The sequence below is a fragment of the Limnohabitans sp. Rim8 genome, assembly GCF_943326455.1.
Classification (GTDB): Bacteria; Pseudomonadota; Gammaproteobacteria; order Burkholderiales; family Burkholderiaceae_C; genus Limnohabitans_A.
In genome coordinates this window covers 129,790-142,864 of the sequence record NZ_CALPTI020000007.1, presented here as the reverse complement: position 1 = coordinate 142,864, position 13,075 = coordinate 129,790, and the positions used below count along the sequence as shown (strand labels likewise).

The window sequence follows — 13,075 nt, the reverse complement described above, 5'->3', positions numbered from 1 at the left end:
AATACTGAAGGGCGCAACAAAAAAGCCTCCCGACTTTCCAGTCGGGAGGCTTTGTCTTGTGCAGAACTGTGCAGATTTACATCGTGTCGATGAAGCTGCGCAGTTTGTCAGAGCGGCTGGGGTGCTTGAGCTTGCGCAGCGCCTTGGCCTCTATTTGACGGATGCGTTCGCGGGTCACATCAAATTGCTTGCCCACTTCTTCCAGGGTGTGGTCGGTGGACATCTCGATGCCAAAACGCATGCGCAGCACTTTGGCTTCGCGGGGTGTCAGGCTGTCCAGGATGTCTTTGACCACATCGCGCAAGCCCGCTTGCAGCGCCGCGTCCATCGGGGCGGTGTGGGTGTTGTCTTCGATGAAGTCGCCCAAGTGGCTGTCGTCATCGTCACCGATCGGCGTTTCCATGGAGATTGGCTCTTTGGCGATCTTCATGATCTTGCGGATCTTGTCTTCCGGAATCTCCATCTTCTCGGCCAGGATGGAGGCATCGGGCTCAAAGCCAAATTCCTGCAGGTGCTGACGCGAGATGCGGTTCATTTTGTTGATGGTTTCGATCATGTGCACCGGGATGCGGATCGTGCGGGCCTGGTCCGCAATGGAGCGGGTGATGGCCTGGCGGATCCACCAAGTGGCATAGGTCGAGAACTTGTAGCCCCGGCGGTATTCGAATTTGTCCACCGCCTTCATCAAACCGATGTTGCCTTCTTGGATCAAGTCGAGGAATTGCAGGCCGCGGTTGGTGTATTTCTTGGCGATCGAAATGACCAGACGCAGGTTGGCCTCGATCATCTCCTTCTTGGCATCACGGGATGAGCGTTCACCGGCGTTCATGCGTTTGTTGATGTCTTTCAGCTCATCGAGCGGCACAACCACTTGCGATTGCAGGTCGGTCAGTTTTTGCTGCAGGTCTTGCACCGGCGGGATGTTGCGGCCCATGACCGCGCTCCAGCTCTTGCCCGCAGCGGCTTGCTTTTCAATCCACTTGAGGTTGAGCAGGTGGGATGGAATGCGTTTGCCGTTCTTGTCACGGCCACTGAAATCGGCAATGAAGTTGTCTTGGGGGTAGCCGCACTTGTCCACAATGATGCGGCGCAGTTCGCGCTCTTTTTTGCGCACATCGTCGACCTGGCCACGCACCATGTCGCACAGCTTTTCAATGGTTTTGGCCGTGAATCGGATGGTCATCAGCTCTTCAGACAGGGCCGATTGCACCTTGATGTAGGCGGGTGTGCCCCAGCCTTCTTTGTCGTACACCTTGTGCACTTTTTCGAAGTACTCGGTGATGCGGTCAAAGCGTTCGAGGGCTTGGACTTTGAGCTCTTCGAGTTTTTTGGTCAGGGCTTTGGAGCCGCCTTTGCCATCGTCGTCATCGGCTTCGTCGAATTCGTCGAAGTCTTCTTCGGCCACGTAATCGTCGGCTTCGTTCAGGTTGGCAAAGCCATCCACCACAGTCGAGATGACGATCTTGCCTTCGCGGATTTCGTTGGCCAGGCGCAGAATTTCGGCGATGGTCGCAGGCGATGCGCTGATCGCGGCCATCATGTCCATCAAGCCGCCTTCGATGCGTTTGGCGATTTCGATCTCGCCTTCGCGTGTCAGCAGTTCCACGGTGCCCATCTCGCGCATGTACATGCGGACCGGGTCGGTGGTGCGGCCGAATTCGCTGTCCACGGTGGACAAGGCGGCTTCTGCGGCTTCTTCGGCTTCTTCTTCGGTCGAGCCTGTGGGGGCGTTGTCCGTGATGATCAGGCTTTCGGCGTCAGGCGTTTGCTCGTAGACCGCCACACCCAGGTCATTCAGGGTGGCGATCACCACTTCCAGGGTTTCGGCATCGACCAATTTGTCGGGCAAGTGGTCGCTGATCTCGCCGTTGGTCAGGTAGCCGCGGGTCTTGCCCAGCTTAATCAGGGCTTTGAGACGGTCGCGGCGCTGTTTCATTTCGGCTTCGGTCAGGACGGTTTCGTCCAAACCAAATTCCTTCATCAAGGCGCGCTCTTTGGCCTTGCTGATCTTCATGCGCAGAGGCTTGACCTTTTCGCCCGTCTCCGACACGTTGTCGGCGACAGGTTCGCCTTGCAGGTCTTCTTCAAGGGCCGCCAGTTCGAGTTCTTCCTCAAGACTCGGCTCGGCGATGCTGCCTTTCTTTTTGGGGCCACGTTTGGCGCCCGTAGTGACTTTGACCGGAGCGGCTTTGAGTGGAGCGGCTTTTTTGGCCGCGGGTTTTTTCTCTTCTGCTGGCGCAGCGACTTTGGCTGCTTTGGCCGTTTTTTTCACTTCCACTGCAGGTGCAGCTTCTTTGGCTTTGGCGACAGGGGTTTTTTCAATGGCTTCAGATTTCTTGGCGGGCACGGATGCAGCTTTCTTCACAGGCTTGACAGGAGTCGCCGGTTTCGCCGATGTCTTGAGCTTGCTGGGGACCGCTTTGGCTGCCGGTGTTGCTGCGGGTTTTGCAGCAAGCTTGGCAGTTGCTTTGGCCTTGCTCACCACAGGGGCGGGCTTTTTGGCCGGTGCTTTGGCGATCACCTTGCTGGCAGCTTTGGGCACAGCGGCAGGCGCGGGTGCTTTTTTGGCAGCGGAAGCTTTGACAACGGTTTTGGATTTGGCAGCGGCCTGGGCAGGCTTCTTCGAATTTTGAGCAGGCATGAACGAACACCTCAGAACATCAAAACAAACAAGGAAACGGACACAGTCTGCGCCAAATACATCCCGGCGCGGGCGTGGGTTTAAGACACAGATCTAGGCCTGTATTGGCGTTCAATCTGCTATGGCAAGGTGGTGGGCGAACATTTGGTGTGCAGTCCTTGCGGAACGGTGACCTGCCCACATGGGGGCATTGCGCTGATGGCGGTGGTCTAGCCGGAGGTGCTGCTGTCGCTCTTGCCGAAAAAATGGATTATACCCAAAGACCGATGGACAGTGCTGGGTAACGGGTAGTTTTAGGCGGAGGGTTTGGGCCTCAACTTGAAAGTCGGTGCTCAGCGGGCAGGCCGAATGGCGGATTTGGGTCGAAACGCTTGGCAGACCTCGTCCTTGGTTTCCATGTAAGGGCCGCCAATCAAATCGATGCAATAGGGCACGGCCGCAAAAATGCCATGCACCACCGGTTTGCCGTCTGCGCCTTTCAGGCCTTCCAGCGTTTCAGCAATCGATTTGGGCTGCCCCGGCAGGTTGATGATCAGGCTCTGGCCCCGGATGACGGCCACCTGGCGTGACAGGATCGCGGTCGGCACAAACTTCAGGCTGATCTGGCGCATTTGTTCGCCAAATCCGGGCATTTCCTTGTCGGCCACAGCCAGTGTGGCTTCGGGGGTGACATCGCGCAGGGCAGGGCCTGTGCCGCCGGTGGTGAGCACCAAGCTGCAACCTGCATTGACCAGTTCGATCAGCGTGGCGCTGATGCGGTCTTTTTCGTCGGGGATCAGGCGCGGCTCGAAGCTGATCGGGTTGTGCAGCGCACGGGTCAACCAGTCTTGCAATGCAGGCAGGCCTTTGTCTTCGTACACACCCGTACTGGCGCGGTCACTGATGGACACGATGCCAATCTTGATGGGATCAAACTGGGATTCACTCATCTTCCGATTCCTCTTCAGGGGCCTCATCGCTTTGGCCGTCCGTCAGCACACTGCGCACCAGCTTGAAGAGCTCGCGGTAGGCACGGCCTTGGCGCGGTGCAAGGCCTTGAGAGACGGCCGCGTTGGTCACGGGCACGGCGTCCTTGCGGGCCTGGCGCACCAAGGCACGCAGTTGCTGGATGTCGGTTTGGGGGTGGTGCGCCAGCCATTCGCCCACGGCCGCGTCGTCGGCGATCAGGCGGTCGCGCCAGGCTTCGGCCAGGTGCAGGGCTTGGGTGTCTTTGGCGCTGCCCAAACGTTGAATATCGAGGGCTTCGCGCACGGCCTGCAGGGTTTCGGGGCTGAGCAGACGCATTTGCTTGCCGATGAACTGCATCTGACGGCGCTTGCCTTCAAAGTTGGTGATGCGTTTGGCTTCGGCCAGGCCATCGACCAGTTTGTCGGGCAAAGCGAGGCCATCCATCAGATCGCGGCGCAGGGTGAGCAATGCGGTACCCAGTTCTTGCAGTTCGGTGCTTTCGCGCTTGAGTTCGGTGCGGCTCGGACCATCCAGGCCGCCCTTGAGCTCGCGCTTGTACTCCAGGTCGAGTTCGCTGCCTTCGGCAACAAACTGACCGCGGACGAAATAGCCTTTTTTGGGTTTACGGGACATGACTGGGGAAACTCGTTCTTGTATGCAGCGCAAGCGGCTGGGTGACAAGTATCATAGCGGCCACTGCGGGCCCAGCGTCCGCCATTTTTTCGAGATTCTTTCTGTGAATAAAAACGCCCCCGCCACCGCAACACATGCGCATGCCCACGACGGTTTCAGTTACTCGCGCGACCATTTTGAAGACTTGGTCGACACCGCCTTGGCGCATGCCAAAAAACTGGGTGCCACCAATGCAGGAGCCGAGGCTTCAGAGGGTTGCGGTCTGTCGGTCAGTGTGCGCAAGGGCGAGCTGGAAAACGTGGAGCGCAACCGTGACAAGTCGCTGGGCGTGACGGTGTATGTGGGCCACCGCCGGGGCAATGCCAGCACCTCGGATTTCTCCAAGGCAGCCATTGAGCGGACTGTACAAGCGGCCTATGACATCGCCCGCTTCACCGCCGAAGACCCGACTGCCGGCTTGCCCGATGAGGCCGACATCGAAACGAACCACCGCGATCTGGATTTGTTCCATCCTTGGAGCATCAACAGCGAAGAGGCCGCTCGCATTGCTTTGCAATGCGAAGCCGCAGCGCTCAAAACCAGCCGCCGCATCACCAACAGCGACGGCGCGGCCGTATCGGCCCAGCAGAGCCACTTTTTCAGCGCCCACACGCATGGCTTTCGGGGTGGTTATGCCAGCTCGCGCCACAGCGTCTCGGTTGCACCGATCGCCAAGTTGCCGGGCCGCAATGCCGAGATGCAGCGCGATGCCTGGTACACCTCGATGCGCTCAGCCGACGAGTTGGCTTCTGTGGACGCGGTGGGCCGTTACGCCGCAGAGCGCGCCTTGTCCCGCTTGGGGGCGCGCAAGATCGCCACCACCGAATGCCCGGTGCTGTTTGAGTCGCCTGTGGCGGCAGGCTTGCTGGGCGGTTTTGTGCAGGCCGTGAGCGGCGGGGCGCTGTACCGCAAGAGCAGCTTTTTGCTCGACTCCTTGGGCAAAAAGGTGTTCCCCAAGCACATCGACATCGAAGAGGACCCTTTCATCTTGCGCGGCAAAGGCAGTTCGCCCTTTGACGACGAAGGCGTGCGCTCGGCGCGCCGCCAAGTGGTCAAGGGCGGCCGTGTGGAGGGCTACTTTTTGTCGAGCTATTCGGCCCGCAAATTGGGCATGAAGACCACGGGTAACTCGGGCGGTTCGCACAACCTGTCCATGACTTCGCGCCTGACACAACCGGGTGACGATCTCAACGCCATGCTGCAAAAGTTAGGCACGGGCTTGTTCGTGATCGAGCTGATGGGCCAGGGGGTGAACTACGTGACCGGTGACTATTCACGCGGGGCCAGCGGCTTTTGGGTGGAAAACGGGCAGATCGCTTACCCGGTGCACGAGATCACCATCGCGGGCAACCTCAAAGACATGTTCATGGGCATCGAGGCGGTGGGCGCTGACACCTACAACATGGGGGCCAAATCCACCGGCTCCATCTTGGTCAACCGCATGAAGCTGGCAGGCAGCTAAGGCCTGCCGCGCTGTGCAGGCCGAACTTTTGGCGGCACTGGCCGCTTTGTCGTGGGCGGTGGGCAGTTTGTTTTCGGCTGCGGCCTCCAGCCGAATGGGTGCGTTTGCCTTCACCCGCTGGCGCTTGTTTTTTGCGCTGACCTTGCTGTGGGCGCTGGCGCTGTTCACCGGGCAATGGCGCAGCTTGGATGCCTCAAGCGTGGCCTTGCTGGCCTTGTCGGGCTTGATTGGCATCTTCATTGGCGACACCGCGCTGTTTGCCTGCATGAACCGTTTGGGGCCCCGCCGCAGTGGCGTGCTGTTTGCCACACATGCCTTGTTCTCGACTTTGCTGGCCTGGCTGTTTTTGGGCGAGACCCTGTGGGGTTGGACTTTGGTGGGTGGCAGCTTGCTGGTCTCGGGCGTGATGGTGGCGATTGTGTGGGGCCGCCGCGAGAGCGAGACCCATGCTTGGGAAAACACCCAAGGGTCTTTGTGGACAGGTGTTGTGCTGGGGCTGGTGGCGGCCTTGTGCCAGTCGGTGGCCACCTTGATGATCAAGCCCTTGATGGCCTCAGGGGTGGATACGGTGTCGGCTTCGGCGGTGCGCACCTCGGCCAGTTTCTTGGCGCACTTGGCGCTGCTGTGGGCCGGGGCTCAAGTGGCCAAAGTGCAAAACCCGTTGGATGCGAAGACCTTGTTCAACACCTGGGCCAGTGCCGCGGTGGCCATGGCACTGGGCATGACCTTGATCTTGCAGGCGCTGCATACCGGGCAGGCCAATTTGGTCGGCATTTTCTCATCACTCACCCCCATCTTGCTTTTGCCGTTGCTGTGGGGTGTGTACCGCCGGCGCCCAGCTTGGGGGGCTTGGGGTGGGGCGGTTTTGGCTGTGGCCGGGGCTGCGCTGATTTTGCAGGCCTGATTGCCTTCAGAGCCCATCCATCAGCCCCCTTGGCGCATCAGCCTGCCAGCGCCGCCTTCACCGCTGCGGACACTTGGCCCATATCGGCCTTGCCCGCCAACTGGGCTTTGACGGCGCCCATCACCTTGCCCATGTCACCTGGCCCTTTGGCACCCAACTTGGCCACGATGGCCTGCACGGCCGCTGTGACTTCTTCGGCCGACATGCGTGCAGGCAGGTAAGCCAACAACACAGCCATTTCGGCTTTTTCTTTGTCGGCCAAGTCCTGTCGAGCAGCTTGTTCAAAAGCGGCGATCGAGTCCTTGCGCTGTTTGATGAGTTTGTCCACGATGGCCACCACGGCCACATCGTCCAGTTCGATGCGCTCGTCCACTTCCTTTTGCTTCATGGCCGACAGCAGCAAGCGGATGGTGCCCAGACGTTCGGCGTCTTTGGCCCGCATCGCGGTTTTCATGTCTTCGGTGATCTGTTCTTTCAGGCTCATGAAAGGCTCCAAGAATGGCAATTTAAAAAAGGAAATCAGAAACAACAAAGCCCGCCTGAGCGTCCTCCAGCGGGCTTGTTTGCAGACCTTGTCAGGTCGTACAAATCAGAAGATCAATACATCTTCTTGGGCAACTGCATGCTGCGCACGCGCTTGTAGTGGCGCTTGACGGCGGCCGACTTCTTGCGCTTGCGCTCAGTGGTGGGCTTTTCGTAAAACTCGCGGGCACGCAGGTCGGTCAGCAGGCCGAGTTTTTCGATGGTGCGCTTGAAGCGACGCAGGGCAACGTCAAACGGCTCGTTTTCTTTCACGCGGATGGTGGTCATTGAATCAAAGTTTCCAAAAATGTGCCGGCTGCGCAAGCAAGGGAGATCGGGCCCTTGAAAGCCAGTTACGGCGGATCCCCGTCACGAACTAGTATTTGGCAGACGGGGGTTTGCCAGCAAAGCCTGTGATTATAGCCATGAAATCCCAAAATTCAGGCGTTATTGGCCTTTGAAAGGGGTAAAGCACCCTCTGCCAAGGCCTCTGCGCACGCATGGCCACTGGCCCAGGCCCACTGAAAGTTGTAACCGCCCAGCCAACCCGTCACGTCCATCACCTCGCCAATGAAGTAGAGGCCCGGTTGTTTGGACTCCATGGTTTGCGATGACACATCGCGCGTGTCCACCCCGCCCAACGTGACTTCGGCCTTTTTGTAGCCTTCACTGCCCGTGGGCGTGAGCGTCCACTTGGACAGTGCTTCGGCCAGTTTGTGCAAGGCCTTGTCGGGCACATCGGCAGCAGTGCGTTGCAAGGCCGGCTCTTGGCTCACCCAGGCTTCGGCCAAGCGGCTGGGCACGAGGGTGGCCAGCTCGTTGCCCAACAACTTTTTGGAGCGCAATTTGGCCTCTTGCAGACGCTCTGGCAGGTTCATGTCTGGCGCGAGGTTCAGGCGGATTGGCGTGCCTTCTTGCCAGTAACTCGAGATTTGCAAAACGCCCGGCCCGGACAAGCCCCGGTGCGTGAACAGCAGGTCCTCGTCAAAGTGCATTCGGGCCTTTTTCTCACCCGTCTCGATGCCCACGGGCAAGGCCAGACCGGACAATTGTGCATAGGGCGCCCAAGCGGCGCCATCAAAAGTCAAGGGCACCAGCCCGGGGCGTTGCGCCACCAGGCGCAGGCCAAACTGGCAGGCGATGCGGTAGCCCCAGTCGCTGGCGCCGATTTTGGGGATGGACAAGCCGCCTGTCGCCACCACCAAAGACGTGGTCTGCAGGTGGCCATCGCTGGTGGCAAGGGTGTACCGGGTGCTTTCACCCGAAGGTGCAGGTTCACCAGGTTCGGCTTGTACCGATTGGACGCTGCAGCCTGAGCGGATGTCTACGCCGCCTGCGGCACACTCGGACAGCAGCATGCGGATGATGTCTTCGGCCGTGTGGTCGCAAAACAGTTGGCCTTTGTGTTTTTCGTGGAAAGCGATGCCGTGTTTTTGCACCAGATCGATGAAGTCTTGCGGTGTGTAGCGCGACAGTGCCGAGCGGCAAAAGTGCGGGTTCTGGCTGATGAAGTGCTTTTGCGGGGCCGATGCGTCGAGCAAACGGTTGGTGAAATTGCAGCGCCCGCCGCCTGAAATGCGGATTTTTTCGGCGATTTTGTCGCTGTGGTCAATGACCAACACCTTCAGCCCGCGCTGGCCCGCCAAGCCCGCGCAAAACAAACCGGCAGCCCCGGCTCCCACGATCACCACATCCCATGTACTCATGGCGAAGGAGTGTAAGGGGGCAAGCGCCCACAACCCACGACGTCTGCAGGATCAGGCGACCCGCTGCACCGAGGGGTTGGAATCAACCCGTTGCCAAGCCCGGGCCCCTTGCACCACATCGCCCACCACAATGATGCTGGGGCTTTGCAGTCGTTCGCTTTGTACGTTATGCACCAGTTCACCCAGTGTGGTCAGGACCTCGCGCTGCGTGGGCAAGCTGGCGTTTTGCACCACTGCCACAGGCGTTTGGGCAGGCAAGCCGCTGAGCAAGCCCTGGCAGATGTGCTCGAGGCTGCTCACGCCCATGTAAATGACCAGCGTGAGTTTGGCCTGCCTTGCGGTGGCCGCCAGTTGGGGCCAGTCGGTGCCGCTGTCACCAGGTTTGGCGTGGCCTGTGACGAACACCACGCCGTGGGCGTGTTCACGGTGTGTCAGCGAAGCGCCCAAGCTGCTCAGGCCCGCCAGGCCCGCGGTGATGCCATTGACCACCTCCACATCGATGCCGGCGGCACGCAGGTGCTCCACCTCTTCGCCGCCCCGGCCGAAAATGAAGGGGTCGCCACCTTTGAGGCGCACCACGCGTTCTCCCTCGTGCAGGGCGTTGATCATCAGTTTGTCGATGAAGGCCTGAGGCGTGCTTTGGCAGCCGCCACGCTTGCCGACGTGGACAATGCGTGCGGTGGGTGAGGCGTGGGCCAAAACAGCATCGTTCACCAAGTCGTCCACCAGCAACAAGGTGGCGTTGGCAATCGCTTTGACGGCTTTGAGGGTCAGCAGTTCAGGGTCGCCAGGACCGGCTCCGACCAACGTGCAGCGGGAGGCAAAGTGAGGGCTCATGTGCGTTCAAAAATCAGATCAGTCAATCAATCGATCCAATTTTCTGATCTAACAATGCTTGCGCCAAATACTTTATTGGCATAAAGCAAATGACGCAGGCCGTTGGCGGGCCCAGCTGTGGCGACCTTCAGGCGGCTTGCATGCCGTGTTCTTCTTTCAAGGTTTTGCACGCTGGCGATGTCCAAAACGCCAACAAAGCCCGCATGGCTTCGGTCTGGGTGCTGCTGGTCGCCACCGAGCCCGAAAACGTGGTGGTGATTTGTACCGCCTCGGGCAGGGGGCCCAGCACGTTGATGCCTGCCACGCCCCGCATCTCGCTGAGCTGTTGAAAGCCCAGAGCCACTTCGCCTTGTGCCAGCAGGGCGCCCACAGGCACGCCGGGTTGGGCTTGCACGATGCGGTCTTTGATCTGCTCGGTGATGCCCCAGACCTCAAATTGCTTGGCCAATTGAACGCCACTGGGGCCGGTCGAAACCCCCAAAGATGGGGCAGCCAAAATGGCCGCTTTGAGGGCCGCTTCGGTCGAAATGTCAGGCAGCGCTTGACCTGCAGGCACGGCAACCGCCACGCCCGACAGCACCAAATCCGCCCGGCTGCCGGTCAGCACATGACCACTGGCAATCAGTTTGTCGATGGCGTCGCTGGCCAGCACCACGCCGTCAAAAGCCTCACCCGCCTGGACGCGTTTGGCCGCGTCAACCCCGCCCACCGATTCAACCAGAACCTGCACATCCGGGTTGTGCTTTCGGTACAGCGCCACCAAGTCGGCCAGCAGCGGTTTGGTGGCCATGGAGGAAATCAGTCGGAGTGTGGTCATAGGGGGGCAGGGGTTGATCGAAGTAGGGCGGAGGATGCGCTGAGTCATGGATTATGGCCAAGCGGCAAGCCATCTGGGGTGCCCCGCTTAAACTACAGAGCATGCAAATTTTGGGTATCGAATCCTCCTGCGACGAAACCGGTGTGGCCTTGGTCGTGACCACAGGCGATGCTTTGCCGCGCCTCTTGTCGCACGCACTGTACAGCCAGATCGAGATGCACCAGGCCTATGGCGGTGTGGTGCCCGAGCTGGCCAGCCGTGACCACATTCGCCGTGTGCTGCCGCTCACCCGCCAAGTGCTGGCCGAGGCCGGTGCCACCTTGGCCGACATCGACGTGGTGGCCTACACCCGGGGCCCGGGTTTGGCCGGCGCGCTCTTGGTGGGTTCGGGCGTGGCCTGTGCACTGGCGGCCTCTTTGGGCAAGCCGGTGCTGGGCGTTCACCATTTGGAAGGCCATTTGCTGTCGCCGTTTTTGAGCGTTGACCCGCCTGAGTTTCCGTTCATTGCTCTGCTGGTGTCGGGCGGTCACACGCAGCTCATGCGGGTGGACGGTGTGGGCCGTTACGAATTGCTGGGCGAGACGATCGATGACGCCGCAGGCGAAGCCTTTGACAAATCGGCCAAGCTCATGGGCTTGCCTTACCCCGGTGGCCCAGGGTTGTCGCGTTTGGCCGAGCAGGGCAACCCGGCGGCCTACAAGCTGCCACGGCCTTTGCTGCACAGCGGCGATTTGGATTTTTCTTTTGCCGGTCTCAAAACAGCGGTGCTCACCCAAAGCCAAAAAATTGGCCCCGCCGCGCATACTGAAGGCGCGCCCGAGCGGGCTGACTTGGCGGCATCCACCCAGGCGGCGATTGTCGAAGTGCTGGTTAAAAAATCGATGACTGCACTCAAAACCACCGGCATGAAGCGCTTGGTTGTGGCAGGGGGCGTGGGGGCCAACCGCGAACTGCGCGCGCAGCTCAACGCTGCTTGCGCCAAAGCGCAGGTGCGCGTGCACTACCCGGAGTTGCACCTGTGTACCGACAACGGCGCCATGATCGCCATGGCCGCCGCTATGCGCTTGCAAGCCGGCACTCAAACCGCCGAGGCGCGTTACAGCTTCGATGTGAAGCCGCGCTGGCCGCTGCACGATCTGGTCGGCTCTTGATGCGCCTCGACGCAGGCTGAACAAGCCCTGCACGAATACGGGTTAACCCTAGTTTGCGCCACGCCACTGGTTACACTCCGCTTCTTTTTTGTGTGTGCCGGTTTCCGGTTCTTTTTTCCATGCATTCATTGCTCTTTATTTCGCGCCGCACTTGGATGGCAGGTTTGACTGCCTTGTGTTTTGTTCCCGTTTTAGCGCTGGCCCAAGCCCAGACCCCCGCGCCCATCAAGCTGGCCATGATTGAGGGTCTGAGTGGTCCGTTTGCCAACACCGGCGAAGCGGTGGTGCGCAACATCGCTTGGGCGGTCGAGCGGGTGAATGCGCGAGGAGGCGTCAAAACGGCCCAAGGCTCGCGTTTGATGGTCCTGGAGCGTTACGACAGCAAAGGGCAGAGCGAAGAGGCTTTGTCGGCCCTCAAGTCGGCGATTGACGATGGTGCCCACGTGGTCTTGCAAGGCAACTCATCGGCCAACGCGGCAGCTTTGATCGACGCGATCAACAAGCACAACGAGCGCGAGCCGGCCAAGCGAGTCTTGTTTCTGAATTACTCGGCGGTAGACCCGATTTTGACCAACGAAAAATGCAGCTTTTGGCACTTCCGATTTGACGCCCACGCCGACATGCGCATGGCGGCTTTGATGGAGGTTCTGAAAGGCGACACCATGGTCAAGTCGGCGTATTTGATCGGTCAGGACTACAGCTTTGGCCAAGCGGTCTTGCGTGAAGCGCGCAGGCAACTGGGGCTGCAACGGCCTGACGTCAAAATTGTGGGTGATGAGCTTCACCCTTTGGGCCGTGTCAAAGACTTTTTGCCTTATGCGGCCAAGATCAAAGCCAGTGGCGCACAGGCTGTCATCACCGGCAACTGGGGCAACGACTTGACGCTCTTGGTCAAGGCCGCGCGTGAAGCCGGATACGAGGGCAAGTTCTACACCTTTTACGGCAACGCTTTGGGGGCGCCCGCTGCCATTGGCGAATCGGGTGTCGACCGGGTGATTGCCGTGGCCGACTGGTTGCCCAACGTGCCGGGTGCGACCAGCGAGCAGTTTTACCAGTCGTTTCGGCAGCGCTTTCCCAAACCGTCTGAGGACTATGTGCATGTGCGCATGCAACTGATGATCGAGGCCTTGGCCCAAGCCTTCGAAAGGGCAGGGAACACCGAACCGGTGGCCGTGGCCTTGCAACTCGAAAAAGCCCGTGTCAGCATCGCTGGACAAACAGGCACGATGCGGGCCGAGGACCACCAGTTCCAGCAACCCTTGGTGGTGGGCGTGATGGCCAAGCAAGGCACACCCGGCGTGCCCTTTGATGTCGAAGGTTCGGGTTATGGTTTCAGGGTGGTGCGCCAAATCAAAGCTGAGCAAGCCCGCATGCCCAGCACCTGCAAGATGGCGCGCCCCAGCGGCGCTTGAGTC

13 protein-coding genes are annotated in these 13,075 nt (G+C 59.9%); 5 read left to right on the top strand and 8 right to left on the bottom strand.

From position 1 onward, the window contains the following. Positions 1-76 precede the first annotated feature (76 nt). The gene (gene rpoD / locus Q1M54_RS07245) at positions 77-2,347 is read right to left on the bottom strand and encodes an RNA polymerase sigma factor RpoD (RefSeq protein WP_300555722.1); all 2,271 of its coding nucleotides are present in this window, start codon (positions 2,345-2,347) and stop codon (positions 77-79) included. Here rpoD and Q1M54_RS07240 point away from each other — a divergent pair. Then, entirely contained in the window at positions 2,322-2,633 is a 312-nt protein-coding gene (locus Q1M54_RS07240) for a hypothetical protein (protein WP_300555720.1), read from the top strand. The genes rpoD and Q1M54_RS07240 overlap by 26 nt on opposite strands. A 340-nt stretch (positions 2,634-2,973) precedes the next feature. On the opposite strand, the gene mog is transcribed toward Q1M54_RS07240, so the two are convergent. Further along, the gene (gene mog, locus Q1M54_RS07235; protein ID WP_300555718.1) at positions 2,974-3,570 is read right to left on the bottom strand and encodes a molybdopterin adenylyltransferase; all 597 of its coding nucleotides are present in this window, start codon (positions 3,568-3,570) and stop codon (positions 2,974-2,976) included. Beyond that, positions 3,563-4,222 carry a ribosome biogenesis factor YjgA gene (gene yjgA, locus Q1M54_RS07230; protein ID WP_300555716.1) on the bottom strand — a complete coding sequence of 220 codons (660 nt, stop codon included), beginning with the start codon at positions 4,220-4,222 and terminating at the stop codon, positions 3,563-3,565. The genes mog and yjgA overlap by 8 nt, the downstream gene beginning before the upstream one ends. Before the next feature lie 103 nt (positions 4,223-4,325). On the opposite strand from yjgA, the gene pmbA reads away from it, so the two are divergent. Next, positions 4,326-5,723, top strand: coding sequence for a metalloprotease PmbA (gene pmbA, locus Q1M54_RS07225; protein WP_300555714.1), 1,398 nt, complete (start codon positions 4,326-4,328; stop codon positions 5,721-5,723). 13 nt (positions 5,724-5,736) lie between these two features. Continuing rightward, a complete protein-coding gene (locus Q1M54_RS07220) occupies positions 5,737-6,627 on the top strand; it encodes a DMT family transporter (RefSeq protein WP_300555712.1) in 891 nt (296 codons plus the stop codon). A gap of 37 nt (positions 6,628-6,664) precedes the next feature. On the opposite strand, the gene Q1M54_RS07215 is transcribed toward Q1M54_RS07220, so the two are convergent. The 5 genes from Q1M54_RS07215 to Q1M54_RS07195 all read right to left on the bottom strand — a co-directional run bounded on the left by Q1M54_RS07215 (position 6,665) and on the right by Q1M54_RS07195 (position 10,509). Beyond that, positions 6,665-7,111, bottom strand: coding sequence for a GatB/YqeY domain-containing protein (locus Q1M54_RS07215; protein ID WP_300555710.1), 447 nt, complete (start codon positions 7,109-7,111; stop codon positions 6,665-6,667). A gap of 113 nt (positions 7,112-7,224) precedes the next feature. Continuing rightward, positions 7,225-7,437, bottom strand: coding sequence for a 30S ribosomal protein S21 (gene rpsU, locus Q1M54_RS07210; protein WP_019428257.1), 213 nt, complete (start codon positions 7,435-7,437; stop codon positions 7,225-7,227). Positions 7,438-7,589: 152 nt separating this feature from the next. Continuing rightward, a complete protein-coding gene (locus Q1M54_RS07205) occupies positions 7,590-8,855 on the bottom strand; it encodes an NAD(P)/FAD-dependent oxidoreductase (RefSeq protein ID WP_300555708.1) in 1,266 nt (421 codons plus the stop codon). Positions 8,856-8,906: 51 nt separating this feature from the next. After that, positions 8,907-9,692 (bottom strand): uroporphyrinogen-III C-methyltransferase, encoded by a 786-nt coding sequence (gene cobA / locus Q1M54_RS07200; RefSeq protein ID WP_300555706.1) that lies wholly within the window; start codon positions 9,690-9,692, stop codon positions 8,907-8,909. Between the two features lie 127 nt (positions 9,693-9,819). Then, positions 9,820-10,509, bottom strand: a complete 690-nt coding sequence (locus tag Q1M54_RS07195; RefSeq protein WP_300555704.1) for a substrate-binding domain-containing protein — start codon at positions 10,507-10,509, stop codon at positions 9,820-9,822. Positions 10,510-10,610: 101 nt separating this feature from the next. Between Q1M54_RS07195 and tsaD the strand changes: the two genes are divergently transcribed. Further along, on the top strand, positions 10,611-11,660 hold the full coding sequence (gene tsaD, locus Q1M54_RS07190; RefSeq protein ID WP_300555702.1) for a tRNA (adenosine(37)-N6)-threonylcarbamoyltransferase complex transferase subunit TsaD: 1,050 nt from the start codon (positions 10,611-10,613) through the stop codon (positions 11,658-11,660). A 119-nt stretch (positions 11,661-11,779) separates the two neighbouring features. After that, positions 11,780-13,072: a branched-chain amino acid ABC transporter substrate-binding protein gene (locus tag Q1M54_RS07185; RefSeq protein ID WP_300555700.1), complete on the top strand. Its 1,293-nt coding sequence runs from the start codon at positions 11,780-11,782 to the stop codon at positions 13,070-13,072. Positions 13,073-13,075 lie beyond the last annotated feature (3 nt).

Coding starts and splice junctions, on each gene's coding strand:
- Q1M54_RS07215 (WP_300555710.1), bottom strand. CDS start 7,111: ATGAGCCTGAAAGAACAGATCACCGAAGACATGAAAACCGCGATGCGG.
- yjgA (WP_300555716.1), bottom strand. CDS start 4,222: ATGTCCCGTAAACCCAAAAAAGGCTATTTCGTCCGCGGTCAGTTTGTT.
- rpsU (WP_019428257.1), bottom strand. CDS start 7,437: ATGACCACCATCCGCGTGAAAGAAAACGAGCCGTTTGACGTTGCCCTG.
- Q1M54_RS07240 (WP_300555720.1), top strand. CDS start 2,322: ATGGCTTCAGATTTCTTGGCGGGCACGGATGCAGCTTTCTTCACAGGC.
- tsaD (WP_300555702.1), top strand. CDS start 10,611: ATGCAAATTTTGGGTATCGAATCCTCCTGCGACGAAACCGGTGTGGCC.
- Q1M54_RS07205 (WP_300555708.1), bottom strand. CDS start 8,855: ATGAGTACATGGGATGTGGTGATCGTGGGAGCCGGGGCTGCCGGTTTG.
- Q1M54_RS07195 (WP_300555704.1), bottom strand. CDS start 10,509: ATGACCACACTCCGACTGATTTCCTCCATGGCCACCAAACCGCTGCTG.
- Q1M54_RS07185 (WP_300555700.1), top strand. CDS start 11,780: ATGCATTCATTGCTCTTTATTTCGCGCCGCACTTGGATGGCAGGTTTG.
- mog (WP_300555718.1), bottom strand. CDS start 3,570: ATGAGTGAATCCCAGTTTGATCCCATCAAGATTGGCATCGTGTCCATC.
- cobA (WP_300555706.1), bottom strand. CDS start 9,692: ATGAGCCCTCACTTTGCCTCCCGCTGCACGTTGGTCGGAGCCGGTCCT.